This is a genomic window from Arthrobacter zhaoxinii, assembly GCF_024385505.1.
In the GTDB taxonomy this organism is placed as follows: Bacteria; Actinomycetota; Actinomycetes; order Actinomycetales; family Micrococcaceae; genus Arthrobacter_B; species Arthrobacter_B zhaoxinii.
In genome coordinates this window covers 162,118-188,853 of record NZ_JANFLT010000005.1, presented here as the reverse complement: position 1 = coordinate 188,853, position 26,736 = coordinate 162,118, and the positions used below count along the sequence as shown (strand labels likewise).

The following is a 26,736-nucleotide window of genomic DNA, read 5'->3' as shown; positions in this document are numbered from 1 at the left end:
ATGCGCCTTGCAGTGGACGCACGCTTCACCCGCACCGACCACCATGACGGCATCAGCCGGTACGGCGCCAGCCTGATCGAAGCCGTGAGCAGGCATGCCGACGTCGTTATGCTGATTTCGGACGAGCGCCAGCTGGCCCTGCTCCCCGATCTGCCCTGGGTAAAGATCAACAGTCCGCTCTCCCCGGCGGAGCTGTTTGTGGCGTTCCGGATCAACCGGCTGCGCGCGGACGCCGTCTTCTGCCCCATGCAGACGATGGGCAGCTGGGGGCGGAAGTATCCGCTCATCCTGACCCTGCATGACCTGATCTATTACTCGAACCCGACGCCGCCGTCGTTCCTGCCGTTGCCGGTGCGTGCACTGTGGCGGCTGTACCACCTGTCCTACCGGCCGCAGCGGCTGCTGCTGAACCGGGCCGACGTCGTCGCCACCATCAGCGACACGACCAGCGGGCTGATGCGCCGGCACCGGCTGACGAAACGTCCGGTCCGGATGGTCGCGAATGCACCGCAGGACGGTGCCGCACCGCGGGATCCGGAGACCGGCGCGGATGCGACGCTGCTGTATATGGGCTCCTTCATGCCCTACAAGAACGTGGAAACGATCATCCGCGGCATGGAACATCTGCCGGACTTCACCCTGCACCTGCTCAGCCGGATTTCCGAGGCGCGGCGGGCCGAGCTTGAAGCGCTGATCCCCGCCGGCGCGCACGTCCGGTTCCACAACGGCGTGACCGATGAGGAGTATGACGCCCTCCTGCGCCGCACCACGGCGCTGGTGACCCTGTCCAAAGCCGAAGGGTACGGGCTGCCGGTGATCGAAGCGATGGCTGCAGGAACCCCCGTTGTCGCCAGCGATATTCCGATCTTCCGTGAGGTTTCGGGCGGCGCGGCGCTGCTGGTGGATCCGGATGACCCGGCGGCGTTTGCCGGCGCCGTGCGGCAGCTGGGCGAGCCGGGGCGCTGGCAGAAGGCGTCCGACGCCGGCGTGCAGCGCGCGGCCGACTACAGCTGGGGTGCCTCCGCCGCCCAGCTCATGGAAGCGGCCGGGGAGGCTGTCCGCCTGTTCCCCGGCCGCCGCCGTCGTTAATCCTTACTAGCCGTTGATCCTTACTTACCCAGGGTCACGATCATCTTGCCCTTGTTGGCGCCCTTCATCAGGTCGATAAAGGCCTGCGGGGCGTTCTCCAGGCCATCAACGAAGGTCTCGTCGTAGCGGACCTTGTTTTCCTGGAGCCAGCCGGTCATCAGGGAGGCAAACTCGTCGGCGTACTGGTTGTAGCTGCCGACTATGAACCCGCGCAGCGTGATTTCCTTGCCGATGGCAATGGCCAGGTTCCGCGGGCCGACCGGTGCATCGTTGTACTGCGAGATGGCACCGCACATGGCGATCCGGCCGAACTTGTTCATCACGGACAGGGCGGCTTCGAGGTGCTCGCCGCCCACGTTGTCGAAGTAGACGTCGATGCCGTCAGCTCCGGCAGCCTTCTTCAGTGAATCCTTGACCGGACCGTCGTGGTAGTTGAACGCCTCATCGAAGCCAAGCTCCAGCAGGTGCTGGACCTTTTCGGCCGAACCGGCGCTGCCGATAACCTTTTTGGCTCCCAGCGCCTTGGCGATCTGGCCGACCAGCGAGCCCACCGCACCGGCGGCACCGGAGACGAAGGCGACGTCGCCTTCCCGGAATTCGGCGACCTTGGTCAGGCCCACATATGCGGTCAGGCCGGTCATGCCCAGGACGCCGAGGTAGGCACTGGCGGGTGCCTGTTCGGTGTCGATGACCCGGGCGCGGCCTCCGTCGAGAACGGCGTAGTCCCGCCAGCCGAGGCCGTGGAGGATCTTGTCACCGGGCTTATGGCTTTCGGAACGGGACTCCACGACTTCGCCGACGGCGCCGCCTTCGAGCGGTGCATCGAGCTTGAACGGGGGAACGTAGGACTTGACGTCGTTCATCCTGCCGCGCATGTAGGGGTCCACGGACATGTACAGGTTGCGGACCAGGACCTGGCCCTCCTGCAGTTCGGGCACCGCCGCCTCGACCAGGCGGAAGTTCTCCTCCGTCGGCCAGCCTTCTGGGCGGGAAGCGAGCTGGATTTCGCGGCCGGTGTAACTGCTCATGGAATGGTCCTTACTGTTGGGGTGACGGGACGAATCGCAGCGGTTCATTTCGCGGCGTTCATTATGTGGCGGTTCATTTCGCTGACGTTCATTTCGCTGACGTTCATTTCGCGGCGGCCTGCCGCAGTGCGGCGGTGACCTTCGCGAGGGTCTCCTGCAGGCGTCTCAGTTCGGCAGGCTCCAGTCCTGCAGATTCCGCCAGCCGTTCCGGAAGGTTCCTCGCCTGCTGCTCGAGCGCACGGCCGGCATCTGTGAGGTCAATACGAACACGCCGCTCGTCCTCGACGGCACGACGGCGCTGCACCAGATCCGCCACTTCGAGCCGCTTGAGCAGCGGAGAGAGCGTCCCGGAGTCCAGGTCCAGCGCCTCCCCCAGGTCCCGGACGGTTTGTCCGTCCTGTTCCCAGAGCAGCGACATCACCAGGTACTGCGGGTAGGTCAGGCCGAGATCATCGAGCATCGGCCGGTACAGGGCCGTGGCCGCTCTCGAGGCGGAGTACAGCGAGAAGCACACCTGACGCTGCAGTGATTCGTTCATGAATACACCGTAGGGCACAATTCAGTTGTGCACAACCTGTTTGCCGGCTCGCCTCCCCATCGCGGATTCGAGGAGACCATGCAGAACTTCCGGCTTAGGCACTGGCGGTTTTGTGAACCACGCGACGGCGGCGGCGCTTCCGCGGCTTGAGCACCCAGTAAAGACTGATGACACTGCCCAGAACGACGGCTGCAGCCAGCCAGGCGGTTAGTGGATCGCTGGCGAGGAGTCGCGGGATGTTTCGCGACGGAACGATGGTGGCAAAAATGAAGGCGGCAACCAGACCGAAATAGCTGCCGACCAATCTTCAGCGGCACTTTGCTCCCCTTCTCCCTCCGACTCCCTGACGCTCCGTCACCCCTTTGAATCAATCCCCTACAAGCAGGAACGTAAAAACAGGTAGTAGGTTGCGTAGTTTTGGCCTTCCGGGCGGTTGTTCCAGCCGATAAAATCGAACACATGTTCGAATATTTGGCGTCGGCCGACCATCGCCGGGAAGGACCCATGGAGGTCCACTCCGCGGTATTCGACGCCTGGGTGGAGTATCTCGGCGACGTTCCCGGAAGCCGGGAGGACGCAAAAGGCGAGCATCCGGATGCGGAACTGATCAACCAGCTCAGGGCATTGGAAGACCTCAAGGCTGCCGCTTCTGCTGCCCAGGCACGTATTGCTGCAGCATTCGATGCCTCGCAGCGCCGCCTGCAGGCGCGGGCCGGTGAGCGGACCGAAAACCTGGGGCGCGGGGTGGCATCGCAGGTTGCATTGGCTCGGAGGGAATCCCCCAACAAAGGCGGACGGTTGCTGGGTTTCGCAAAAGCATTGACGTCGGAGATGCCGTATACGCTCCGGGCACTGACCGCCGGAAGAATTAGTGAGTGGCGGGCAATGCTGCTGGTCCGCGAGACTGCCTGCCTGTCCGTCGAAGACCGGCGCCGCGTGGACGAGGAGGTGACCGGCGATCTCCCGCTTCTGGAAACCCTCGGCGACCGGCAGATTATTGCCCGCACCAAGACTGCCGCGTACCGGCTGGACCCGCGGGCTGCGGTCAACCGCGCCGCAAAGGCCGCCTCCGAACGCTTTGTCTCCTGCCGCCCGGCGCCGGACACCATGACGTATCTGAGTGGACTGCTGCCCGTAGCCGACGGGGTAGGTGTTTATGCGGCGCTTTCCCGCGAGGCGGACCGCCTGCGTGCCGCCGGCGATCCCCGCGGCCGCGGTCAGATCATGGCGGACACCCTGGTGCAACGCGTCACCGGTCAGGCCGAACCGGGTTCCATGAAAGTCGAAATCCAACTGGTAATGACTGACCGCACCTTGCTGGCCGGCGATTCCGAACCGGCTTTGGTCCCCGGCTACGGACCGGTCCCGGCACAGTGGGCCCGGAACCTGGTTCGGCACGGGAGCCGGGGCATACCAAAACGGCGGATCAAAGACGGATCCGACAGGTACGGGGAACTCTGGATCCGGAGGCTTTACACCGCATCCGACAGCGGTGAGCTGATTGCAATGGATTCCCGTGCGCGGTTATTTCCAGGTTCCCTTGCGCGTTTCATCGCAGTCCGGGACCAGACCTGCAGGATGGCCTGGTGCGGAGCTCCGATACGACACGTGGACCATGTCCATCCGCACAGCCGCGGCGGACCAACAAGTGCAGCCAACGGGCAGGGACTGTGTGAAGCCTGCAATCACGCAAAAGAAGCACCGGGCTGGAACGCGGCAGCAGTGAGGATGGAAGGGGAAGCCGGCACCGCTGTCTCCCCGACAGTCGTGACGACCACGCCTACCGGGCATACCTATCGATCCGCCCCACCTCCCTTACCCGGCAAACCTCAGGCGGCTAGTCTGCCGAAACAGAGGGAAGGCTCCCCCGCCGAAGCCCTCTTTGCGGATCTACTCTGGGCGGCTTGATCCCTGCGCCCCGACGAAGAGTCCACGTAGTGCCGCTGAAGGAACGGCGGTACGCAGAACACTGAAGCGGCTCGCTGGAGTCAGCGACACCCGAACTGCAAGGAGCCCCGATGAGACTCGGACCCCATCTGCACCGCATCGGCAATGACATAGTGGCTGCCTATCTGGTGGACACGGAGGGTGGCGTAACTGTCATAGACACCGGACTGCCCGGACACTGGGATGAATTTATCGCCGAGCTGCGGGCCATGGGCCGCTCCCTCGACGATGTGCGCGGAGCAGTCCTCACCCACGGAGACAGCGACCATATCGGCTTTGCCGAAAAGCTGCGGCGGGAGGTCGGCGTACCGGTCTTTGTGCACTCGCTCGATGCCGAACGTGCGCGAGGCGGAAGCAAGCCTAAAACCGCCATGGGTTCCGTGCGGGTCTTCCCTCTGCTCCAGTTCGCCCTCTACGGGCTGCGTAAACGCGGCTGGCGCCCAAAATACCTCAGCCAGGTGGCTGAAGTGGCAGATGGAGACATCCTCGCGCTTCCGGGCTCCCCGCGGGTGATCGCCCTGCCGGGCCATTCCCCGGGAAGCATCGCCGTTCATGTGCCCGTCGCCGACGCCGTTTTCGTCGGCGATGCGCTGACCACACGCCACGTGCTGACCGGGGTATCGGGCATCCAACCCGCACCATTCACCGACGATCCGGTTGCTGCGCTCGATTCCCTCGGCCGGCTCGCAGGGGTGGAGGCCAGCTGGGTGCTTCCCGGGCACGGCGCTCCATGGCGCGGAAATCCCGGAGATTTGCAGAAGCTCGCCCGCCGGGCGAAAGAACAACATCCACACCAGAAAAAGTAGTTGGCACTCGCCACACGTGAGTGCTAATCTCTTCCTGCAAGTTGAGTGACACCGACTCAACTTTGGAACTGAATCTTGAAAAGGAGTTGGTACCACCATGGCTATGAAGTTTGATCCGTTCCAGGAACTGGACCGTATGACTCAGGCACTGCGCGGCGAAGGAACTCTGCGCGGCATGCCCATGGACCTTTACCGGCAGGGCGACCAGTACATCCTCGCAGCCGACCTCCCGGGGATCGATCCCGGTTCCATCGACATTGACGTTGATGGCCAGCTGCTCACCATCCGCGCCCAGCGCACGCTGCAGAACACGGACGGCGTCAAATGGCTGACCCGTGAACGTGAAAGCGGTTCCTTCCTGCGCCAGCTGAACCTGGGCCAGGGCATCGACACCGAAAAGATCTCCGCACAGTATGAGAACGGTGTCCTCAGTGTCATCATCCCTGTGATTGAGCGGGCCAAGCCCCGCAAGATCGCGGTCCAGACGTCGTCCGAAAGCACGGCGATCAAGGGCGAAACCGCAGCCGAGGGCAAAGACGACGCCCGTGAAGCCGTTCAGGCATAGATAAACAGATCCACCGTCGAAGGGCTCCGGAGATCCGGAGCCCTTCGTCGTGTGGGCAATTCGTACCGGCAGTCCGCATCGGCAGTCCGCACCGGCCGCCGGTGGCCACTCCCCGTGGCCAACTTCACCCCTATTCCGGTCAGGTTGCCTGTCAGCGGCGCAGGATACTGGGAAATGTACGCCATCAAACCGAGTCGGCCCGGGGCGGAATGCAAGGCACTTTAAACTGCAGCCGACAGATCCCGGCCGCCACGAAAGGGGACGCAGCGATGAGGCTGCCGATAGTCAACCATCGGAACTGGATGATCCATGGAGTACCCCGTGGACTCCTCGGGCAGCTGTCCCGGCTGGGCGGGGCGGCCCAGCTGGCGCTGCTTTCCCTGCTCGGCGCCGGCGCCGTCCTGCTCGAACTGCTGTAGGTCTACTGCACTGTTGTAGGCCTTCTGCCCTAGAGAACGTCTGTTCCGTCCACCCGGATGTAGACGGGATCACCGGTGCGGCGGGCCGAGGCAGCAGCTTTGGTGGAACGCAGCGCCGCAGTAATCGCCGGAGCTGCCGCGTAGGGGAAAAACAGCAGTGTCCGGTAGCGTCCGCCCGTTCCGCCCAGCTGGCCGTCCGGGCCGTCGCGGCGGGTGCTGTTTCCCGACGGCGGGACAACCGGAGGCGCAAGCGGCGCCGGTCCCACAGCCCGCACGCCCTCAGGAAGCCCAAGCCTGGTCACGAAGGCATCAAGTCCCTCGCGCGAACCGGTGAGTTCGGCATACCGTACGGCAGGAGGCAGCCCCAGCTCGCGCCGCAGCTCCAGTTCCCGTTCCGCCGCCGACGCCGGATCCCACCGAAGCAGGTGCCCGACCGTTGACGAGTCGTCGGCCGTGACCACCACCAGCCCCTTTTCCGCGGCAGGCCGTACGAGCGCTGCAGCGGTGAACCAGCGGCGCAGGGTGTCCTCCCCTGCCCGCAGCGATTCCCGTGACAGCATCGCGTTGCCGTCCAGCAGGATGGCGGCGGCGTAGCCGCCCGGTGCTACGGGTTCAGCGCCGGGGGTGGCAACCACCAGCGCAGGTGCGTCCGAGATCTCGGTCCGGACATGGTCGCCGGCGGAGGAGATCACAGTGGTGGAGGGGAAAGCACGTCCCAGCTCCTCGGCGGTACGGCCGGCACCTGCAGTGGACCCGCGCAGATGCGTGCCACCACAGTTGCTGCAGTGCCACATCGGCTCCGGCCGTCCGCACCAGCGGCAGGCAGGAATCCCGTTCCTGCTGGCCAGCCCGAGCGGACCGGAGCAGTTCCGGCAGCGGGCAGGTTCGCGGCAGTCCTGGCAGGACAGCGCCGGCGAAAAACCGGTACGCGCCACCTGGACCAGGACCGGGCCGCGGGTCAGCCCGTCCTGGGCTGCTTTCCATGCTGCATGCGGAATCCGGGCACGCGCAGCCAGCGGGTCCCGTTCCATCGTGAAGGAGTCGGTGGTGCTGACCACACGCGGGGCATGAGCACGGACAGTGGAACGTTCCGCGGCAATCCCGGCCGCCCAGCCGCTGGCGACCAGCCGCTGTGCCTCCGTGCTTCGTGAATGCGACGCGAGAAGCAGGGCGGCGTCCTCCAGTTCGGCACGCAGCAGCAAGACGTCCCGGGCATGCTGGTAAGGCGCCCGCTGCTCGGCGTGCAGATCATCGGCATCGTCCCAGATGACCGCCAGGCCCAGTTCCTGCACGGGTGCATACGCCGCCGAGCGCGTCCCGATAGCAACGCGGACGTCACCGTGTAACAGCTGCAGGAAGCTGCGGTAACGCGGGGTAGGGCCGTCTTCTGCGGTCAGCCGGACAAAGGCCTTCGCCCCGATCCGGGCGGTCAGCGCCGACTGCAGCCTGGCCAAGTCCTTGTTGTCGGGAACGACGACGACGGCGCCGCGGCCGGAGAGCAAAGTGGACCGGACCGCTTCGGCAATTTCGGCCGGCCAGTCCTGCGGACCGTATCCGCCGAGCGAGGACAGCACCGCGCGCGGGCTGTGCCCGGCAGCAAGATGCGTCAGGAAGCGGGGTCCGTGCGGGTATCGGGCCAGCGGATTGACCCCGGCGCCTTCGGGCCCCGGTGTCGGTCCTTCAGGTCCCGGTGTCGGACCTGCGGAAGCCGGCGTCGATCCTGCGGGAGTCGTCCCGGATTGTGCCCCGGCTCTCTCCCCGGGTGCGGCCCCGGACCGGTCTGCCCCGGTCCCGTCCACCCCGGCCCCGCCGGCCCCGGCGTCTGTGGACCTGGCCCCGTCCACCCCGGCAGCCGCGCCCCCGGCCGCCGCCGTCGACCGCGCCTCCGGAGTGAACTCCTTGTCCACGCGGGCCGCACGCGGTGGAATCGCTACCCGCAGGACGTCGTGCACGGTGCCGGCGTAACGGGCCGCGACCGCTTCCGCCAGGCGCAGAATCTGCGGCGAAAGGACGGGCTGCGGGGAAATCACCTTGCCCAGGGGCATCAGGCGTGCGGCGGTGTCCGCTTCGGCCACACGCGCAGTGATGAAGCCGGGAAGTTCCTGCCCGCCGAACCGGACCTTCACCCGGGCGCCCGCAACGGCGTCGGCCTCGAGATCGGCAGGGACCAGGTAGTCGAAGGGGCGGTCCAGATGCGGCAGCGGGGAGTCCAGGAGCACACGGGCAATCGGCAGGGCGGAAGCCGGCTGGGCCTTGCCCGCCGGTTTGGCCGACGGCGTGAAGCCGTGCAGCAGTGACAGCTGCACGGCCTCCCCGGAAGAGTCCCCGCCCATGGCCGGCGGCTACAGGTTGAAGTAGCTGCGGAGGTCCTCGACCTTGTCCTTGCGCTCCCAGGTGAAGCCTTCGTCCTCGCGGCCGAAGTGGCCGTGGGCGGCAGTCCGCTGGTAGATGGGACGCTTGAGGTCCAGGCCGTTGATGATGCCCAGCGGGCGCAGGTCGAAGACTTCCTGGATGGCATCGGCAATGCGTGCCGGATCCACCGTCTCCGTGCCGAAGGTCTCGACATAGATTCCCACGGGGCGGGCCATGCCGATGGCATAGGCGATCTGGATTTCCGCGCGCCGGGCCAGGCCGGCGGCCACGACGTTCTTGGCTACCCAGCGCATGGCGTAGGCCGCGGAACGGTCCACCTTGCTCGGATCCTTGCCGCTGAAGGCGCCGCCGCCGTGGCGGGCGAATCCGCCGTAGGTGTCGACGATGATCTTGCGGCCGGTGAGGCCGGCATCACCCACGGGGCCGCCGATGACGAACGGTCCGCCCGGGTTGATGATGTGCTCGACGTTGGAGATGTCCAGGTCGGTTCCGGCCAGGACCGGGTTGACCACGTACTGAACCATGTCGGCGCGCAGCTGCTCAAGGTCCAGCTCGGCGGCGTGCTGCGTGGAGACGACCACGGAGTCCACGGAAACCGGCCGGTCGCCGTCGTAGCCGACAGTGACCTGGGTCTTGCCGTCCGGGCGCAGGTACGGCAGGGTGCCGTCCTTGCGGACGGTGGTGAGACGTTCAGAGAGACGGTGCGCCAGCCAGATAGGCGTAGGCATCAGCACCGAGGTCTCGTCGCTGGCGTAGCCGAACATGATGCCCTGATCCCCCGCACCCTGGGCGTCGTAGGGATCCACAACCTTCCCGGTCCGGTTCTCCAGGGAGTTGAAGACGCCCGAAGCGATTTCCGGGGACTGCTGGCCGATGGAGACGGACACTCCGCAGCGGGCGCCGTCGAATCCGTTGGCCGACGAGTCGTAGCCGATGTCGAGGATGGTGTCACGGACCAGCTGCGGGATTTCAACGTACCCCTCGGTGGTCACTTCCCCGGCGACGTGCACCAGGCCGGTGGTCACCAGGGTTTCGACAGCTACCCGGGACTCCGGGTCAACCTTCAGCAGGCCGTCGAGGATGGCGTCACTGATCTGGTCGCAGATTTTGTCCGGGTGTCCCTCAGTGACGGATTCCGAGGTGAAAAGGCGCAGGTTCGACTGCGGCTTAGAGGGGGAAGAAGTAGAAGTCACGGGTTTACTCTACCGGGCCGCACCCACCGTCAACGTACGCGGCCCGCGTGCGGCGTCAGGAGCGGCGGGCAGCGAGTTCGGCGGTAATGCGCGCGAGAATGCGTGCCGAAACCTCGGCTTTGGTGCCGGCGGCGCTTTCAACGGCGTCCTCCGCGGAATCCGCCGGTGAGAGAATCCTCACCTCGGTTTCGTCCTGACCGAAGACCAGGGATTTACCGACCCGGTTAAGGACCAGCAGGTCGCAGCCTTTGCGGGCGAGTTTCTTTCGTCCGTACTCGAGCACATCGGAGGTGGCGTCTCCGGTTTCGGCCGCGAAGCCGACGATGAGCGCGGGGGTACCGGTTCCGGATTCGTCCCGCGCGTGGACGAGTTCCTGCAGGATGTCCGGATTCCGGACGAGCGTGATCACGGGGTCCGCTTCGTCGTCGCGCTTCTTGATCTTGGTCTCCACCACCTGTGCGGGGCGGAAATCCGCCACGGCGGCGGCCATGATAACGACGTCGGAGTCCGCTGCGGACTGATGGACGGCGGTACGCAGTTCGAGGGCGGTTTCGACGCGGATCAGTTCGACGCCGTCCGGTGCGGGGACGTCCATGTGTGCGGCAATGAGCCGCACCCGGGCCCCGGCCGCCAGGGCTGCCTGGGCCAGAGCCGTGCCCTGCTTTCCGGAGGAGCGGTTGCCGAGGAACCGTACCGGGTCCAGCGGCTCGCGGGTGCCGCCGGCAGTAATGGTGACCGTGGTGCCGGCCAGCGCGCCGGGGGCGGCTGCCGGCCGGGTTGCTTCGACGGCGGCCAGCGCAGCAGTGAAGATATCCTCCGGTTCCGGCAGGCGGCCGGGGCCGGTGTCCGTGCCGGTGAGCCGCCCGGTCGCGGGTTCCAGCACCACCGCGCCCCTGCTGCGCAAGGTGGCAACGTTGGCGGTGGTGGCGGGATGCGCCCACATCTCGGTGTGCATGGCGGGGGCGAAAACCACCGGCCCGCGGGCCATGAGCAGAGTGTTGGTCAGCAGGTCGTTCGCGGACCCGGCAGCCGCCCGGGCGAGCAGGTCCGCCGTGGCAGGGGCCACCACGATCAGATCCGCTTCGTGGCCGAGCCGCACATGGTTGACCTTCTCCACCTCGTCAAAGACGGAGGAGGAGACGGAGTTGCCCGAGAGCGCCTCCCAGGTGGCAACCCCGACGAACTGCTTGGAGGATTCGGTGGGGACAACGGTGACGTTGTGCCCGGCCTCCGTGAAGAGCCGCAGCAGCAGCGCGGCCTTGTAGGCGGCAATACCGCCGCCGACGCCCAGGACTATGCGCACGCTGCTGCCTTCCCCCCGTGTGGGCTTTATTCGGCGTTCTCGTTCGGGCGCACTACGAGCATGCCGTCGTTGATCTCGCGCAGGGCGATGGACAGCGGCTTTTCGTTCAGCTTGGTTTCCACCAGCGGGCCGACGTACTCGAACAGGCCCTCGTGCAGCTGGGAGTAGTAGGCGTTGATCTGGCGGGCGCGCTTGGCACCGTAGATGACCAGCGCGTACTTGGAATCTGCTGCTTCGAGCAGGTCGTCGATCGGCGGGTTGATGATGCCTTCAGACACAGGGTTCTCCAAAATTCTTGAACGGGATTCGCGGTTTGTCAGCGCGTGCGCGGACTGATTCCCATGAGTGATACAAGCTCAGCTGCAGCCCGCTGGACGTCATCATTAATGACGGTGTGATCGAACTCGGACTCGGCAGCAAGTTCCAGTTTAGCTGTTTCCAGCCGTTGCTGCTGCTCTTCGGATGTTTCAGTTCCGCGTCCGACCAGCCGGCGGACCATTTCGTCCCACGAAGGAGGGGCCAGGAACACGAAATTTGCCTCCGGCATGGACTTCTTGACCTGCCGGGCACCCTGCAGATCAATCTCCAGCAGGACGCTGCGCCCCTCGGCCATGGCTGCTTCGACGGTGCGGCGCAGGGTGCCGTACCGGTTGCGCCCGTGGACTACTGCCCACTCGAGCATCTGGTCCTGTTCGATCATGGCGTCGAATTCCTCGGCGCTGACGAAGAAGTAATGCACTCCGTCTTCTTCACCGGGCCGGGGCGCACGCGTGGTGGCCGAGACGGAAAGCCAGACCTCGGGATAGTTGTCCCGGATATAGGTGGATACAGTGCCTTTGCCAACTGCGGTTGGACCTGCAAGAACTGTCAGCCGCGGTTGCGACACGTAGACCTCATTCACTCGTTATTACTTCAATGGTTGTCCAGCAGGTCGATCAGCGCCTTGCGCTGATGCACTCCCAGCCCCCGGACCCGGCGGGTGGGCGCAATACCTACCGTAGCCATTATTCCAGCTGCGCGGCGCTCCCCTACACCAGGCAGGGCACGCAGCAGGTCCACGACCTTGAGCCGGCCTACCGCTTCCTCCCCTGAACGGGACAGGATGACCTCTTCGATGCTGAGGTCACCGGACTTGATTCGTGACTTGACCTCGGCACGGACCGCCCGGGCCGCAGTGGCCTTTTCACGGGCCCGGGTACGCTCGGCTTCTGTCAGTGGCTTGAGGTTCAAGAGGCGCTCCCGGACGAAGACAAACCGCTGTCAGCGGCTCTGCTGGTAAGTTCCGAACAAGTTCCGAACCTATCCGCAAACGAAGCCCAATTGCAATGGACCCGCGTCGCAGCGGAAGACTCGTCGGCTAGCGTGCGGATGCCAGTTCCGACCCGGTCCGCAGCGCCGCTTCCCGCAGGCTCCGGAGGTCGGGACCGGCCCGCAGGATGCCGCGGCTCGAGGTGGCCAGGACGTTGGGGTAGGCAGCGGCGAAGGTTCGGCGCAGGTCCGCCGCCGTTGCGCCTTGTGCCCCCAGTCCCGGAGCCAAGAGCGGCGCCCGCGAGGCGGCGAGGTCGATCTCCAGGTCCGCCAGGGCAGTGCCCACGGTTGCGCCGACCACCAGTCCCACGGAGCCCAGGTCAGGCTCCGGTCCCGCCTCCGGCCGGACGTTTTCCGCTGCTGCGGCATCAACTATGCGCGCGGCCACGGACCGGCTGTCGGGGTCGCCTGTGTGCTGGACGGATGCCCCTTCCGGATTCGAGGTCAGCGCGAGCACAAAGACGCCGCGGCCCGTTTCCGCGGCAAGGTCCAGGGCGGGCCGCAGGGACCCGAACCCGAGGTACGGACTGAGTGTCACGGCGTCGGCCGCCAGCGGCGAACCGTCCCGGAGCCAGGCGTCAGCGTAGGCGGCCATCGTGGAGCCGATGTCTCCGCGCTTCGCGTCGGCAATGCTGAGCACCCCCGCGTCGGCACACTCCGCCAGCAGGCGTTCCAGGACCGCGATGCCGGCCGATCCGTGACGTTCATACAACGCCACCTGCGGTTTTAGGGCGGCGACCTGCTCCCCCACCGCTTCCACAACGGTGCGGGAGAACCGTTCCAGCCCGGCGGCGTCGTCGTTCAGCCCCCACTCAGCGAGCAGGCCCGGGTGCGGGTCGATGCCGACGCACAGCTGCCCGCGGCGGTCCATCGCCGCGCGCAGCCGTGCACCGAAGGTTCTGCGGGGCTCAGACACCGGTGGCGGCCTTGAGCCGGGCCGCGTGTTCCTGCAGGGAGGTCACGTCCCATTCGTAGGACCGCATTGCTTCGATGGCCTGGACGGCAGCGCCGAACTCGGAGACGGTGGTGACCACGGGGCAGCCGATGGAGGTGGCCGCGGCACGGATCTCGTATCCGTCGCCCCGGGCCTGGCCGCCGGACGGCGTGTTGACCACGAGGTTGATCTCACCTGCGGTGATGAGGTCGACGACGGTCCCTTCCCCGTTCGGTCCCGCACCCTCGCCGACCTTGCGCACCACGGTGGCGGCAATGCCGTTGCGGCGCAGCACCTCGGCGGTGCCGCCGGTGGAGAGGATCTCGAACCCGAGGTCGGTCATCCGCTTCACCGGCATGATGATGGAGCGCTTGTCCCGGTTCGCCACGGAGACAAACACCTTGCCGGCGGTCGGCAGGGCGCTGTTCGCGGCGGCCTGGGACTTGGCGAACGCGGTGTCGAAGTACTTGTCGATGCCCATGACCTCGCCGGTGGAACGCATTTCCGGACCGAGGAGCGAATCCACGACGGTGCCCTCAGGCGTGCGGAACCGGCTGAACGGCAGCACTGCCTCCTTCACGGCCACGGAGGCGTCCAGCGGCAGGGTGGAGCCGTCGCCGACGGCAGTCAGCTTCCCGGCGGCCCGCAGCTCGGCGATGCTGCTGCCGGTGCCGATCAGTGCCGCGGCCTTGGCCAGCTGGACGCCGGTGGCCTTGGAGACAAACGGCACCGTGCGGGAGGCACGCGGGTTGGCTTCAATGACGTAGAGGATGTCCGAGGCCAGCGCGAACTGGATGTTGATCAGGCCGCGGACGCCCACGCCGGCGGCGATCACCCGGGTGGCTTCGCGGACCCGGTCGATCACGTCGGTACCGAAGGTGATGGGCGGCAGCACGCAGGCCGAGTCGCCGGAATGGATGCCGGCTTCCTCGATGTGCTCCATGATTCCGCCCACGTACAGGTCGGTGCCGTCAAAGAGCGCGTCGACGTCGATCTCGATGGCATCTTCCAGGAACCGGTCCACCAGGACGGGATGGTCCGGGGTGATCTCGGTGGCGTTGGTGATATAGCGGGAGAGGTTGGCTTCGTCGTAGACGATTTCCATGCCGCGGCCGCCCAGGACATAGGACGGGCGGACCAGGACGGGGTAGCCGATCTCATCCGCGACCCGCTTGGCGTCCTCGAAGGAGACGGCGGTGCCGTTCTTCGGAGCGGTCAGGCCGCCCTCGTCCAGCACCTGCTGGAACGCCCCGCGGTGTTCGGCCAGGTCGATCGCAGCAGGCGAGGTGCCCAGGATCGGCACGCCGGCGTCGGCCAGGGCCTGCGCCAGCTTCAGCGGCGTCTGCCCGCCGAGCTGGACGAAGACGCCCAGGACACCGCCGGTGCGCTGCTCCGCGGCGATGACCTCCAGGACATCCTCCAGGGTCAACGGTTCGAAGTAGAGCCGGTCGGAGATGTCGTAGTCGGTGGACACGGTTTCCGGGTTGCAGTTGATCATCACGGTCTCGTGCCCGGCTTCGCGCAGGGCCATGGTCGCGTGGACGCAGGAGTAGTCGAACTCGATGCCCTGGCCGATCCGGTTCGGCCCGGAGCCGAGGATGATGATGGACGGCTTGGCGTGCTCGGCCACCTCGTCCTCCTCGTCGTAGGAGGAGTAGTGGTACGGGGTGTAGGCGGCGAATTCGGCGGCGCAGGTGTCCACGGTCTTGAAGACCGGGCGTACGTTCAGGGCGTGCCGGACACCGCGGACCACGGCTTCGGGCGTGTTGGTCAGTGCCCCGATCTGCTCGTCGGAGAAACCGTGCCGCTTGGCCAAGCGCAGGATGTCCTCGTTGACCGACGGCGCCCGGCGGATCTGCTCGGCGGTTTCGTTGATCAGCACCAGCTGGTCCAGGTACCAGGGGTCAATGCCCGTGGCTTCGAACAGTTCCTCGATGGAGGCTCCGCCCAGCAGTGCCTGCTGCACCTGCTGCAGCCGGGCGGTGGTGGGACGCCGGGAGGCCTCGATGAGTCCGGGCACGTCGGCGGCATCCACCGGATCGAAGGACAGCGAGGCGCCCCTCTGCTCCAGGGATCGCAGCGCCTTCTGCAGGGCCTCGGTGAAGTTGCGGCCGATCGCCATCGCCTCGCCCACGGACTTCATGGTGGTGGTCAGCGTGGGATCAGCGGCCGGGAACTTCTCGAAGGCGAACCGCGGAACCTTCACCACCACGTAGTCGAGGGTGGGCTCGAACGACGCCGGGGTCTTCTTGGTGATGTCGTTCGGAATCTCGTCCAGGGTGTAGCCGAGGGAAAGCTTCGTGGCGATCTTGGCGATGGCGAAGCCGGTGGCCTTGGACGCCAGCGCCGAGGACCGGGAGACGCGCGGGTTCATTTCAATGACCACCACGCGGCCGGTGTCCGGTTCGATGGCGAACTGGATGTTGCAGCCGCCGGTGTCCACCCCCACCTCGCGGATAACGGCGATCGCGATGTTGCGCAGCTTCTGGTATTCGCGGTCGGTGAGCGTCATGGCCGGGGCCACGGTGATGGAGTCCCCGGTGTGTACGCCTACCGGGTCGAAGTTCTCGATGGAGCAGACGACAACCACGTTGTCGTTCTTATCCCGCATCATCTCCAGTTCGTATTCCTTCCAGCCCAGGATGCTCTCCTCCAGCAGCACCTCGGAGGTGGGGCTGTACTGGATGCCGGCGCCGGCGATGCGGCGCAGGTCCTCGGCGTTGTAGGCCAGGCCGGAGCCGAGGCCGCCCATGGTGAACGACGGGCGGACCACCATCGGGTAGCCCAGCACGTCGGCGGCGGCGAAGGCCTCGTCCATGCTGTGCACAATGATCGACTTCGCGGATTCGGCACCGCAGCGTTCGACGACGCCCTTGAACTTTTCGCGGTCCTCGCCGAGTTCGATCGCGGCGATGTTCGCGCCGATCAGTTCCACGTTGTACTTTTCCAGCGCACCGCTCTTATCCAGCGCGATGGCGGTGTTCAAAGCGGTCTGTCCGCCCAGGGTGGGCAGGATGGCGTCGGGGCGTTCCTTGGCAATGATCTTTTCGACCACCTCGGGGGTGATCGGCTCGACGTACGTGGCGTCGGCGAATTCCGGGTCGGTCATGATGGTGGCCGGGTTGGAGTTCACGAGGATGACGCGCAGGCCCTCCTCCTTGAGCACCCGCAGGGCCTGCGTGCCGGAATAGTCGAATTCCGCGGCCTGGCCGATGACGATCGGGCCGGAGCCGATGACCAGGACGGACTTGAGGTCGGTTCTGCGGGGCATTAGATGCTTTCCTTGCTCTTGCTGGCGGCCATCAGGTCCACGAAGCGGTCGAAGAGGTAGGCGGAGTCGTGCGGTCCCGCGGCAGCCTCGGGGTGGTACTGGACGGAGAAGGCGGGGAGGTCGAGGCAGGCGAGGCCCTCCACGACGTCGTCGTTCAGGGACACGTGGCTGACTTCCACCCGCCCGTAGCGGTCCTCCGGGGCGGTGACGGGCCCGTCCAGCGGGGCGTCGACGGCGAACCCGTGGTTCTGGCTGGTGATTTCCACCTTCCCGGTGCGCCGGTCCATAACGGGCTGGTTGATGCCGCGGTGGCCGTAGCGCAGCTTGTAGGTGCCGAACCCCAGCGCGCGGCCGAGGATCTGGTTGCCGAAGCAGATCCCGAAGAACGGCAGGCGGGCATCCAGTACCTCGCGCAGCAGGTCCACCTGGACGTCGGCGGTGGCCGGGTCGCCGGGGCCGTTGGACATAAACACGCCGTCGGCGTTCAGGGCCTTGACGTCCTCGAAGGTGGCGGCGGCGGGCAGCACGTAGGTGCGGATACCGCGCTCGGCCAGGCGCACCGGCGTCATCGATTTGATGCCCAGGTCGATGGCGGCAACGGTGAACAGCGGGTCGCCGGCCCAGCCGTGGTCCGCCGGATCGATCAGGTACATTTCGTCCACGCTGACCTCTTCAGCCAGCCGGGCGCCCTCCATCCCCTGCTGGGCACGGACCTCGGCGAGGAGCTCCGCGTCGGGGCGTTCGGCGTCGGAACCGGAGAAGATCCCGGCCTTCATGGCGCCGCGTTCCCGCAGGTGCCGGGTCACGGCGCGGGTGTCGACGCCGGAGATGCCGACGACGCCCTGCTCGGCCAGCTGCTCGTCCAGGGTCCGCTCGGAGCGCCAGCTGGAGGGGCGGCGGGCGGCGTCGCGCACAATGTACCCGGCCACCCAGATGCGGCGGGACTCGGCGTCGTCGCCGTTGACCCCGGTGTTGCCGATGTGCGGGGCCGTCTGGACCACGAGCTGGCGGGCATAGGAGGGGTCGGTGATGGTCTCCTGGTAGCCGGTCATGCCGGTGGCAAACACCGCTTCGCCCAGCGCGGTGCCCTGCGCCCCGTACGCACGTCCGCGGAAGGTGCGCCCGTCCTCCAGCATGAGGACGGCGGGCGTGGGGTTGATGGTCTCGTGCACTGTCACAGTTGTTCCTCGCTAGGGGTGGCCGATTCCGGCAGAAGTTCGGTAATGGCGCGGACAAGGGGTGTCTTCTCGTCCGCGGAGCGGGTGCGGAAACCGGTGTCCACGCGCTTGGGGCCCAGCTGCCAGGTCACAATGACCAGTCCGTCTTTTTCGACGAACTTTCCGGCCATGCCCCGCTCGAGGCGGACGTCGTGCAGGTCCCGGCGCGGGATCCAGAGGTCATCGGCGCCCGAGCGGGCAAAGAGCACGCCTTCGGGGAAAACCGCGGCGGTGGCGTTGGACTTTACGCCCAGGCCGTAGAGTGCCACACGGTCCAGCCAGTCACCGGCGGTGGTGGTGGCGACATATTGGCCGAGCGCCTGGAAGCCGGGATCGGACAGTTCGTCCGGCAGGGGCAGCGGGCGGGGCGTGTCCTGCTGGCGGCGTCGCCTGCCGCGCCAGCCGAGGGCAAACAGGCCCAGCACCACAACGATAAGGGCGGCCAGGCCCAGGAAGAATAAGACCAGTTCCATCAGGATTCCTTTGCGGCAGCGGGGTGGGGCGTGTTCAGTCTGCCGTTCAGGACGGTGGGGTGGCCGGCGTAGAACACCGCTTCGACCCCACCGGGCAGTTCCAGTCCGGCAAACGGACTGTTGCGTCCCTTGGTTGCCATCTTATTGGGGTCGACCCGCCTGCGCGCAGACGGGTTCACCAATATGACGTTGGCCGGTTCACCGGCTGCGACCGGCCTGCCCTGCTCCGGCACCCGTCCGATCAGGGCCGGCGTTGCGGAAGTTACGCGCGCAAAGCCGGCCCAGTCCATCAGCCCGGTGTCGATCATGGCGTGCTGCACCACGGAAAGGGCGGTTTCCAGGCCGGTCATGCCCATCGCCGCATGGGCCCACTCGCCTTCCTTATGTTCGCTCGGGTGCGGGGCATGGTCGGTGCCGACAATGTCGATGGTGCCGTCGGCAAGGCCGCGGCGGACGGCCTGCACATCTGCTTCGGTACGCAGGGGCGGGTTCACCTTGTAGACCGGATCGTAGGTCCGTACCAGTTCATCGGTCAGCAGCAGGTGGTGCGGGGTGACCTCGGCGGTGACCCGGATGCCGCGCTCCTTCGCCCAGCGGAGGATCTCCACGGAGCCGGCGGTCGAGACATGGCAGACGTGCAGCCGGGATCCGGTGTGCCGGGCCAGCAGGACGTCACGGGCAATGATGGATTCTTCGGCAACGGCGGGCCAGCCGGCCAGTCCGAGGACGGCACTGACCTCGCCTTCGTTCATCTGCGCATCCTCGGTCAGGCGGGGTTCCTGCGCGTGCTGGGCGATGACGCCGTCGAACGCCTTCACGTATTCCAGGGCGCGGCGCATCAGCACCGGATCCGAAACGCATTTGCCGTCGTCGGAAAACACGCGCACCCGTGCCCGGGAATCGGCCATTGCCCCGAGCTCGGCCAGTTGTTCGCCTGCCAGGCCCACGGTGACCGCTCCTACGGGACGCACGTCCACCCAGCCGGCCCGCTCCCCCAGGTGAAGGACCTGTTCCACCACGCCGGCCGTGTCAGCCACGGGCATGCTGTTGGCCATGGCGTGGACGGCGGTGAAGCCGCCCAGCGCCGCCGCCCGGGTGCCGGTTTCGACGGTTTCGGCATCCTCGCGGCCGGGTTCGCGCAGGTGCGTGTGCAGGTCCACCATGCCGGGCAGGGCAATCAGGCCTTCCGCCTCGATCACGGAGGCGCCGTCGGGCACCGGCAGCCCGGGGGCGACGGCGGCAATGATGCCGTTCTCGATGCGGATGTCCGCGTGCTCCGCGCCGAGCACGGAGGCCCCGCGGATCAGATAGGTACCGGTGGTGCTCATCGTGGCTGCTCCTGCGGTGTGCGGTCGGTGCTGTTCTCTCCGGAGAGCAGCAGGTAAAGGGCGGCCATGCGCACGGAGACTCCGTTGCGGACCTGGTCCAGGACGGTGGAGCGGGGCGAATCCGCTGCCCGGGCGGAGATTTCCAGCCCGCGGTTCATCGGCCCGGGATGCATGATGATGGTGTCCGTCAGGCCCAGGGCGTCCAGCCGGTCCAGGCGGACATCGTCCAGGCCCCAACGGCGGGAATACTCGCGGACGGACGGGAAGAAGGCCGAGTGCATCCGTTCGCCCTGCACCCGCAGCATCATCACCGCATCCGGACGGGCGTCCAGCGCCTCGTCAAGGTCGTACGTGACGGTGCAGGGCCAGGACTCGACGCCGAACGGCAGCAGCGTCGGCGGGGCCACCAGGGTGACTTCCGCGCCCAGTGTCCGAAGCAGCCACAGGTCCGAGCGGGCCACCCGGGAGTGCAGCACATCCCCGGCAATCACCACTTTCATGCCGGCCAGGTCGGTGCCGGCGGACTCGGTGCCGTGCAGCCGGGCCCAGTGCCGGCGCATGGTGAAGGCGTCCAGCAGCGCCTGGGTGGGGTGTTCGTGCGTGCCGTCCCCGGCGTTGAGTACGGCGGCATCGATCCAGCCGGAGGACGCCAGCCGTGCCGGCGCTCCGGAGGAGCCGTGCCGGATCACCACGGCGTCGGCGCCCATGGCGGCCAGGGTCTGTGCGGTGTCCTTCAGCGATTCCCCCTTGGAGACCGAGGAGCCCTTGGCGGAGAAATTGATGACGTCGGCGGACAGCCGTTTCGCGGCGGCCTCGAAGGAGATGCGCGTGCGGGTGGAGTCCTCGAAGAAGAGGTTCACCACGGTGCGTCCGCGCAGGGCCGGGAGCTTCTTTACTTCCCGCTCCCCCACCGCCGCCATTTGTTCGGCAGTGTCCAGGATGGCCAGGGCGTCGTCCCGGCCGAGGTCCATGGTGGACAGCAGGTGCCTCATGCAGTGCCCTCGATGACTACCTCGTCTGTGGCCGCTTCATCTGGAGCCGCGCTGTCGGTTTCCGCCAGCCGGACCCGGACCTGTTCCAGGGACGAGGTGGGCAGGTTCTTGCCCACGTGGTCCGCCCTGATGGGCAGCTCGCGGTGGCCGCGGTCCACCAGCACCGCCAGCCGGACAATGCGGGGACGGCCGAGGTCGACGAGGGCGTCCAGTGCCGAGCGGATGGTCCGGCCGGAATACAGGACGTCGTCCACCAGCACCACGACCTTGTCATCGATGCCGGTCACCGGGACGCGGGTGGCATAAGGCGGCCGGGTGGGCCTGCGGGCGAGATCGTCGCGGAACATGGTGACGTCGAGCTGGCCGGTGATGGCCGCCGGATCGACGCCGGGGGCTGCGGCTGCAATCTTGGCGGCCAGGCGCCGGGCCAAGGGATAGCCGCGGCGGGGAATCCCCATCAGGACCAGGTCTTCGGGGCCCTTGTTCGCCTCGAGGATCTCATAGGCAATCCGCGTCAGGGCGCGGTCAATGTCAGCTGAAGACAAAACAGTACGGCTGGAAATGGCATCGGCCGTCATATTCGCTTCCTCCTTCCCCGCCTCACAGGACGGAATTTAAAGGTTGAATGCGGCACCAAGCTATCACAGGGCACGCCGCTGCCCGCTCCGTGACCGGGAACAGTCTGCGGTGGAACTATCCTGTCTCCTATGATCAGGCCCAGCGCATGAGCGCACCCGGCAGCTTCCCCGACCAGCAGCATCCCGCCCCTCCGGGCTACGGTTCCGCGCCCGTCCAGACCTTCTGGTCCCCTCCGGCGGTACGCCGCGACAAGGGACTGGCGGCGACCGTAGTGCTGATTGTGCTCTCCGCCGTGGCGCTTGCGTGGGTGGGAATGTTCCTGCTGGACAGCCTTGGCCCGCCGGCCTTCATTGTCTGCGGGCTCCTCGCCCTGGTGCCCCTGGGCATCTGCGTGCTGGGGATCTGGTGGGTGGACAGGTGGGAGCCCGAACCGCGCAGCAGCCTGGTGTTTTCCTTCCTCTGGGGTGCCGGCGTCTCGGTGGCGATCGCCCTGCTGGTGGGCCCGTACTTCACGTTTGCCTTGCTGGAGCTGGTTCCGTACGGCTCCGCGGACGCGCTCGGCGCCGTGGTCCAGGCTCCCGTGGTGGAGGAAGTCGCCAAGGGGCTGGGCATCCTCCTGCTGCTGGTGGTCCGGCGGCGGATCTTTGACGGTCCGGTGGACGGCATAGTCTTCGCTGCTGCCGTGGCTGCGGGGTTCGCCTTCACGGAGAACATCCTCTATTTCGGCTCCGCCCTGCTGGCCGCCGGGAACGACACCATCTATCAACTCGGTTTTACCTTCATCCTCCGCGGACTGCTCTCCCCCTTCGCCCATGTGCTGTTCACCGCCTGCACCGGAATCGCGCTCGGCCTGGCGGCGCGGCGCGCCGGCAATGCGTGGATCCTGCCGGCCTTCGTGCTCGGCCTGATTCCCGCCATCCTCGGACACATGCTCTGGAACGGCGGCCCCGCGTTCCTGTTCGGAGACTTCTTCCTCTTCTACTTCCTGCTCCAGGTTCCGTTCTTCGCCGCAGCGGTCACCGGGGTGTGGCTGCTGCGCCGTGCGGAGCAGCGCCTGACCCTGCGCCGGCTGTCGGAATATGCCGCGGCAGGCTGGTTCACCCCTGCCGAAGTGGGCATGCTGGCCACCGGGGCCGGCCGCCGCCAGGCAATGGTCTGGGCGCGGGCCACCGGAACGGCACCGGCCATGAAGGAGTTCATCCGGCGTGCCACCCGCCTGGCGCTGACCCGGCAGCAGATAGCCGCCGGCCGGGACGTCCCTGCCAACCAGGAGTACGAGCGGACCCTGCTGGGCGAGGTCACCGGGATCCGGTCCGCCATGCTGGCGGGACAGCGGTAAACGTGCGGCCGGGCTGAGCCGGCCGCAACAGCCGCAACGCAGAAAAGACCGGCCCCAAGGGGCCGGTCTTTTCGTTAATGCGGGTTCTGCCTACGCCAGGAGGGACGGCTTCAGTTCCTGGAGCCGGCCCAGCAGGCCGTTGATGAAGGCCGGGGATTCGTCCGTGGAGAACGCTTTTGCCAATTCCACGGCTTCGCTGATGGCCACCTTGTCGGGAACGTCGTCGTTGTAGAGGAGTTCCCACGTGCCCAGGCGGAGGATGATGCGGTCCACCGAAGGCATGCGATCAAGCGTCCAGCCCTGCGAATACGTGCTCAGGAACTCGTCAATCTGCTCCTGCATCGCAACCACGCCTTCCACCAGGTCCATGGTGTAGGGGTTGATGGTCTGGTCGGTCTTTTCGCGGCGGGCCCGGATGGCATCGAAGGCCGAAACCGAACGCTGTTCGGCTTCGAAAAGGACCTCCAGTGCCCGGGTCCGTGCTTTACTGCGTGCGCTCACTCGTTAACGCGTCCCAGGTAGTCGCCGGTGCGGGTGTCAACCTTGACCTTGGTGCCCTGTTCCAGGAACAGGGGCACCTGGATCTCGTAGCCGGTCTCGATGGTGGCCGGCTTGGTGCCGCCGGTGGAGCGGTCGCCCTGCAGCCCCGGCTCCGTGTAGGTGATTTCCATGGTGACCGACGGCGGCAGCTCGATGTAGAGCGGCGAGCCTTCGTGGATGGCGATGGTGACCATCATGGACTCCATCATGAAGTTCGCGTTGTCACCGACAATCTTGCCGGGGACCGTGAGCTGGTCGAAGTCGGAGGTGTCCATGAAGACGTAGTCTTCGCCGTCCTGGTACAGGTACTGGTAGTCGCGGCGGTCCACGGTGGCGGTCTCGACCTTGATGCCGGCGTTGAACGTCTTGTCCACTACCTTGCCCGAAGTCACGTTGCGCATCTTGGTACGGACGAACGCACCACCCTTGCCCGGCTTCACGTGCTGGAACTCGATGATGCTCCAGAGGTTGCCTTCAAGCTTCAGCACGGTGCCGTTCTTGATGTCGTTGGTCGTCGCCACAGTTTCTCTTCCGTTGTTCGTGAAAGTACGTTTTATTCAAGTCCGTCGACTATTCTACCCGCTCGCGCACAACCTACAGGCTGAGGCGGATTCCGCCCTGCGGCTCGGAGGCGATCTCCTGGTAGGCAGCGAACAGCAGCGAGGTGTCCGGCACCTCGAGCATGGACGGTTTCGCCAGCCCGTCCAGCACCACGAAGCGCAGCAGGTCGCCGCGGGACTTCTTGTCCCGCCGCATGCCGTCCAGCAGTGCGGACCAGCGGTCCTTCCGGTACGTCACCGGCAGTCCCAGCGAGGACAGGATCTCCTTGTGCCGGTCAGCCGTGGCGTCATCCAGGCGGCCGACGGTCCGGCCCAGCTCCGCGGCAAAGACCAGTCCCACGGACACGGCGGCACCGTGGCGCCACTGGTACCGTTCCGCCAGCTCGATGGAATGGCCCAGCGTGTGCCCGTAGTTCAGGAATTCGCGGCGGCCGGACTCCCGCAGGTCGGAGGAGACAATGTCGGCTTTGACCCGGATGGAACGTTCCACCAGTTCGCGGACGACGGCGGACCCGCCGTCGGCGACTGCCTCACGGTTCGCTTCGACCAGGTCCAGGATGGCGGGGTCGGCAATGAAACCGCATTTGATGACCTCGGCCATGCCGCTGAGCAGTTCGTTCTTCGGCAGGGTGGCCAGCGCGTCCAGGTCCGCCAGGACTCCGGCCGGCGGGTGGAAGGCGCCCACCAGGTTCTTGCCCTCGGCGGTGTTGATGCCGGTCTTGCCGCCCACGGCGGCGTCCACCATACCCAGCAGGGAGGTCGGAATGTGCACCACCTTGATGCCGCGCAGCCAGGTGGCGGCAACGAAGCCGGCCACGTCGGTGACGGCGCCGCCGCCCACGGCCACAATGGCATCGGACCGGGTGAAGTCGTTCTGGCCGAGCACCTGCCAGCAGAAGGACGCCACCTGGATGTGCTTGCCCTCTTCGGCATCCGGAATTTCGGCGGTTACGGCCGTCAAACCGGTCGCGGCGAGTTCATCGCGCACGGTGTCGCCGGTGGTGCGCAGGGCGCGGGGATGGATGACCAGGACACGGCGCACGCGCTCACCGAGCATGTCCGGCAGCCGGCCGAGCAGGCCGTGACCCACAACGACGTCGTAATTGTCTGCGGGGTTGGCGCCGGTCACCGGGATGATCGTTGGTTCGGAGGGCATCTAGTCTTCTCCTTTAGTGAGGACGGAAGTCAGCCGGTCAATGATGGCCGGAACGGTAAGTCCCCTGGTGTCTATGGTGATGTCGGCCAGGGATTCGTATATGGGGCGGCGGATGTCCGCCAGCTCCTGCCAGCGCCGGACCGGGTCCGGTGCCAGCAGCGGGCGGTGGCCTGCACGGGTGATGCGGGGAAGCACGGTGGCAAGGTCCGTATCCAGAAACACTACCGTGGCGCGGCCGAGCAGCTGCTGGGTCCCCGAGTCCAGTACCGCTCCCCCGCCCAGTGAAATCACGGTGGGCACGCGGGCCTCAAGCGCCGCGGCAACGGTCCGTGCTTCGACTTCCCGGAAATAGTGCTCGCCGTAGGCGCTGAAAATGCCGGCAATGGGCCCGTACCGGGAGACGACGGCCTCGTCCGTGTCCAGGAAGGGCATCCCCTGGCGGGCAGCGAACCCGCGTCCAACGACGGACTTCCCCGCCGCCATGAAGCCCATCAGGACCAGGTGCCGGTCAGAGCTCCACGAGCGGCTCCGGGGCAGGCCTCTCCTAGAGGACATCGGTACCGGCGGATTCCAGCGGCTGCGGGATGGCGGCCAGGTAGGCGTGCAGGTTGCGTGCCGTCTCGCGCACGGAGTCACCGCCGAACTTCTCAATCACGGCTTCGGCCAGGACCAGCGCCACCATGGCTTCAGCCACCACTCCTGCAGCGGGGACCGCGCAGACATCCGACCGCTGGTGGTGGGCACGCGCCGGCTCGGACGTACTCACGTCCACGGTGCGCAGCGCCCGCGGCACGGTGGCAATGGGTTTCATGGCGGCCCGCACCCGCAGCAGTTCGCCGATGCTCATGCCGCCTTCGATCCCTCCGGCGCGGTTGCCGGAGCGGACCACCCGGCCGTCGGCGTCCTGCAGGATTTCGTCATGCGCGGCGGAACCGCGGCGGGTGGCTGTGAGGAACCCGTCACCCACCTCCACGCCCTTGATGGCCTGGATGCCCATCAGGGCACCGGCAATCCGGGCGTCCAGCCGGCGGTCCCAGTGCACGTAGCTGCCCAGTCCGGGCGGCAGGCCGTAGGCCAGCACCTCCACCACTCCCCCGAGCGTCTCGCCCTCCTTGTGGGCGGCATCGACTTCGGCCACCATGGCCGCCGACACGCCGGCGTCGAAGCAGCGCATCGGATCGGCGTCGAGGGCGTCGACGTCGGCGGGCAGCGGCAGTGCGGACCCCTCGGGTGCCATGACTCCGGCGATCCCCACCGTGTGGCTGACCAGTTCAATGCCGAGCTGGCGAAGGAAGGCCGAAGCCACCGCACCGAGGGCCACGCGGGTGGCTGTCTCGCGGGCGCTGGCGCGTTCGAGGACGGGCCGGGCCTCGTCAAAGCCGTATTTCTGCATGCCGGTGAAGTCGGCGTGCCCCGGACGGGGACGGGTGAGCGGGGCGTTGCGGGCGGAATCTGCCAGGACTGCCGGGTCCACGGGATCGGCAGCCATGACCTGTTCCCATTTGGGCCACTCGGTGTTGCCGATTTCAATGGCGACGGGGCCGCCCTGGGTGAGGCCGTGGCGGACACCGCCGAGGATGCGCACCGCATCCTGCTCGAACTTCATCCGTGCGCCGCGGCCGTAGCCGAGCCGCCGGCGGGCCAGGGCTGCGGAGACGGCGGTGCTGTCCACTTCCACTCCGGCAGGGACGCCTTCAATAATTCCGACAAGGGCAGGGCCGTGGGACTCACCGGCGGTCAACCAACGCAACATGCTTTCAATACTGCCATGCCCGGCG

General features: G+C 66.8%; 26 protein-coding genes. 6 read left to right on the top strand and 20 right to left on the bottom strand.

Annotation, left to right across the window (positions count from 1 at the left end):
* Entirely contained in the window at positions 1–1,089 is a 1,089-nt protein-coding gene (locus NNX37_RS08285) for a glycosyltransferase family 4 protein (RefSeq protein ID WP_255792812.1), read from the top strand.
* Between the two features lie 20 nt (positions 1,090–1,109).
* On the opposite strand, the gene NNX37_RS08280 is transcribed toward NNX37_RS08285, so the two are convergent.
* Positions 1,110–2,117 carry an NADP-dependent oxidoreductase gene (locus NNX37_RS08280; RefSeq protein ID WP_255791928.1) on the bottom strand — a complete coding sequence of 336 codons (1,008 nt, stop codon included), beginning with the start codon at positions 2,115–2,117 and terminating at the stop codon, positions 1,110–1,112.
* A gap of 103 nt (positions 2,118–2,220) precedes the next feature.
* A complete protein-coding gene (locus tag NNX37_RS08275; RefSeq protein WP_255791927.1) occupies positions 2,221–2,655 on the bottom strand; it encodes a MarR family winged helix-turn-helix transcriptional regulator in 435 nt (144 codons plus the stop codon).
* A gap of 459 nt (positions 2,656–3,114) precedes the next feature.
* Here NNX37_RS08275 and NNX37_RS08270 point away from each other — a divergent pair, with 459 nt between their 5' ends.
* The 4 genes from NNX37_RS08270 to NNX37_RS08255 all read left to right on the top strand — a co-directional run bounded on the left by NNX37_RS08270 (position 3,115) and on the right by NNX37_RS08255 (position 6,392).
* Positions 3,115–4,563 carry an HNH endonuclease gene (locus tag NNX37_RS08270; RefSeq protein WP_255791925.1) on the top strand — a complete coding sequence of 483 codons (1,449 nt, stop codon included), beginning with the start codon at positions 3,115–3,117 and terminating at the stop codon, positions 4,561–4,563.
* A 110-nt stretch (positions 4,564–4,673) separates the two neighbouring features.
* Entirely contained in the window at positions 4,674–5,408 is a 735-nt protein-coding gene (locus tag NNX37_RS08265; RefSeq protein WP_255791924.1) for an MBL fold metallo-hydrolase, read from the top strand.
* 97 nt (positions 5,409–5,505) lie between these two features.
* On the top strand, positions 5,506–5,973 hold the full coding sequence (locus NNX37_RS08260) for an Hsp20/alpha crystallin family protein (protein WP_255791923.1): 468 nt from the start codon (positions 5,506–5,508) through the stop codon (positions 5,971–5,973).
* A 269-nt stretch (positions 5,974–6,242) separates the two neighbouring features.
* Positions 6,243–6,392 carry a hypothetical protein gene (locus NNX37_RS08255; protein WP_255791922.1) on the top strand — a complete coding sequence of 50 codons (150 nt, stop codon included), beginning with the start codon at positions 6,243–6,245 and terminating at the stop codon, positions 6,390–6,392.
* Positions 6,393–6,421: 29 nt separating this feature from the next.
* On the opposite strand, the gene NNX37_RS08250 is transcribed toward NNX37_RS08255, so the two are convergent.
* The 13 genes from NNX37_RS08250 to pyrR form a co-directional block, all read right to left on the bottom strand.
* Positions 6,422–8,725, bottom strand: a complete 2,304-nt coding sequence (locus NNX37_RS08250; RefSeq protein ID WP_255791921.1) for a primosomal protein N' — start codon at positions 8,723–8,725, stop codon at positions 6,422–6,424.
* 9 nt (positions 8,726–8,734) lie between these two features.
* Complete coding sequence (gene metK / locus NNX37_RS08245) at positions 8,735–9,958, bottom strand: methionine adenosyltransferase (protein WP_255791919.1); 1,224 nt, start codon at positions 9,956–9,958, stop codon at positions 8,735–8,737.
* Positions 9,959–10,013: 55 nt separating this feature from the next.
* Positions 10,014–11,261: a bifunctional phosphopantothenoylcysteine decarboxylase/phosphopantothenate--cysteine ligase CoaBC gene (gene coaBC / locus NNX37_RS08240; protein WP_255791917.1), complete on the bottom strand. Its 1,248-nt coding sequence runs from the start codon at positions 11,259–11,261 to the stop codon at positions 10,014–10,016.
* A 26-nt stretch (positions 11,262–11,287) separates the two neighbouring features.
* The gene (rpoZ, locus tag NNX37_RS08235) at positions 11,288–11,551 is read right to left on the bottom strand and encodes a DNA-directed RNA polymerase subunit omega (protein ID WP_227921386.1); all 264 of its coding nucleotides are present in this window, start codon (positions 11,549–11,551) and stop codon (positions 11,288–11,290) included.
* Between the two features lie 26 nt (positions 11,552–11,577).
* The gene (gene gmk / locus NNX37_RS08230) at positions 11,578–12,162 is read right to left on the bottom strand and encodes a guanylate kinase (protein WP_255791915.1); all 585 of its coding nucleotides are present in this window, start codon (positions 12,160–12,162) and stop codon (positions 11,578–11,580) included.
* Positions 12,163–12,173: 11 nt separating this feature from the next.
* Positions 12,174–12,491, bottom strand: a complete 318-nt coding sequence (gene mihF / locus NNX37_RS08225) for an integration host factor, actinobacterial type (protein WP_255791913.1) — start codon at positions 12,489–12,491, stop codon at positions 12,174–12,176.
* A gap of 127 nt (positions 12,492–12,618) precedes the next feature.
* Positions 12,619–13,485 (bottom strand): orotidine-5'-phosphate decarboxylase, encoded by an 867-nt coding sequence (gene pyrF, locus NNX37_RS08220; protein ID WP_255791911.1) that lies wholly within the window; start codon positions 13,483–13,485, stop codon positions 12,619–12,621.
* A complete protein-coding gene (carB, locus tag NNX37_RS08215) occupies positions 13,478–16,774 on the bottom strand; it encodes a carbamoyl-phosphate synthase large subunit (protein ID WP_255791909.1) in 3,297 nt (1,098 codons plus the stop codon). The genes pyrF and carB overlap by 8 nt, the downstream gene beginning before the upstream one ends.
* The gene (gene carA / locus NNX37_RS08210) at positions 16,774–17,910 is read right to left on the bottom strand and encodes a glutamine-hydrolyzing carbamoyl-phosphate synthase small subunit (RefSeq protein ID WP_255792811.1); all 1,137 of its coding nucleotides are present in this window, start codon (positions 17,908–17,910) and stop codon (positions 16,774–16,776) included. The genes carB and carA overlap by 1 nt, the downstream gene beginning before the upstream one ends.
* A gap of 38 nt (positions 17,911–17,948) precedes the next feature.
* Positions 17,949–18,464 (bottom strand): PH-like domain-containing protein, encoded by a 516-nt coding sequence (locus NNX37_RS08205; RefSeq protein WP_255791907.1) that lies wholly within the window; start codon positions 18,462–18,464, stop codon positions 17,949–17,951.
* Positions 18,464–19,792, bottom strand: a complete 1,329-nt coding sequence (locus NNX37_RS08200; protein WP_255791906.1) for a dihydroorotase — start codon at positions 19,790–19,792, stop codon at positions 18,464–18,466. Before NNX37_RS08200 ends, NNX37_RS08205 begins: the two co-directional genes overlap by 1 nt.
* Positions 19,789–20,784, bottom strand: coding sequence for an aspartate carbamoyltransferase catalytic subunit (locus NNX37_RS08195; RefSeq protein WP_255791904.1), 996 nt, complete (start codon positions 20,782–20,784; stop codon positions 19,789–19,791). Before NNX37_RS08195 ends, NNX37_RS08200 begins: the two co-directional genes overlap by 4 nt.
* The gene (pyrR, locus tag NNX37_RS08190) at positions 20,781–21,362 is read right to left on the bottom strand and encodes a bifunctional pyr operon transcriptional regulator/uracil phosphoribosyltransferase PyrR (RefSeq protein WP_255791903.1); all 582 of its coding nucleotides are present in this window, start codon (positions 21,360–21,362) and stop codon (positions 20,781–20,783) included. The genes NNX37_RS08195 and pyrR overlap by 4 nt, the downstream gene beginning before the upstream one ends.
* 146 nt (positions 21,363–21,508) lie before the next feature.
* On the opposite strand from pyrR, the gene NNX37_RS08185 reads away from it, so the two are divergent.
* On the top strand, positions 21,509–22,702 hold the full coding sequence (locus NNX37_RS08185; RefSeq protein ID WP_255791901.1) for a PrsW family intramembrane metalloprotease: 1,194 nt from the start codon (positions 21,509–21,511) through the stop codon (positions 22,700–22,702).
* A gap of 90 nt (positions 22,703–22,792) precedes the next feature.
* Here the strand turns inward: NNX37_RS08185 and nusB are convergent, their stop codons facing one another.
* The 5 genes from nusB to aroC all read right to left on the bottom strand — a co-directional run bounded on the left by nusB (position 22,793) and on the right by aroC (position 26,711).
* Positions 22,793–23,203 (bottom strand): transcription antitermination factor NusB, encoded by a 411-nt coding sequence (gene nusB, locus NNX37_RS08180; protein WP_230023569.1) that lies wholly within the window; start codon positions 23,201–23,203, stop codon positions 22,793–22,795.
* The gene (gene efp, locus NNX37_RS08175) at positions 23,200–23,763 is read right to left on the bottom strand and encodes an elongation factor P (RefSeq protein WP_227911484.1); all 564 of its coding nucleotides are present in this window, start codon (positions 23,761–23,763) and stop codon (positions 23,200–23,202) included. Before efp ends, nusB begins: the two co-directional genes overlap by 4 nt.
* Positions 23,764–23,836: 73 nt before the next feature.
* The gene (gene aroB, locus NNX37_RS08170; protein WP_255791898.1) at positions 23,837–24,958 is read right to left on the bottom strand and encodes a 3-dehydroquinate synthase; all 1,122 of its coding nucleotides are present in this window, start codon (positions 24,956–24,958) and stop codon (positions 23,837–23,839) included.
* A complete protein-coding gene (locus NNX37_RS08165; RefSeq protein ID WP_255791896.1) occupies positions 24,959–25,513 on the bottom strand; it encodes a shikimate kinase in 555 nt (184 codons plus the stop codon).
* Positions 25,503–26,711, bottom strand: coding sequence for a chorismate synthase (gene aroC / locus NNX37_RS08160; protein WP_255791895.1), 1,209 nt, complete (start codon positions 26,709–26,711; stop codon positions 25,503–25,505). The genes NNX37_RS08165 and aroC overlap by 11 nt, the downstream gene beginning before the upstream one ends.
* Positions 26,712–26,736: the final 25 nt, after the last annotated feature.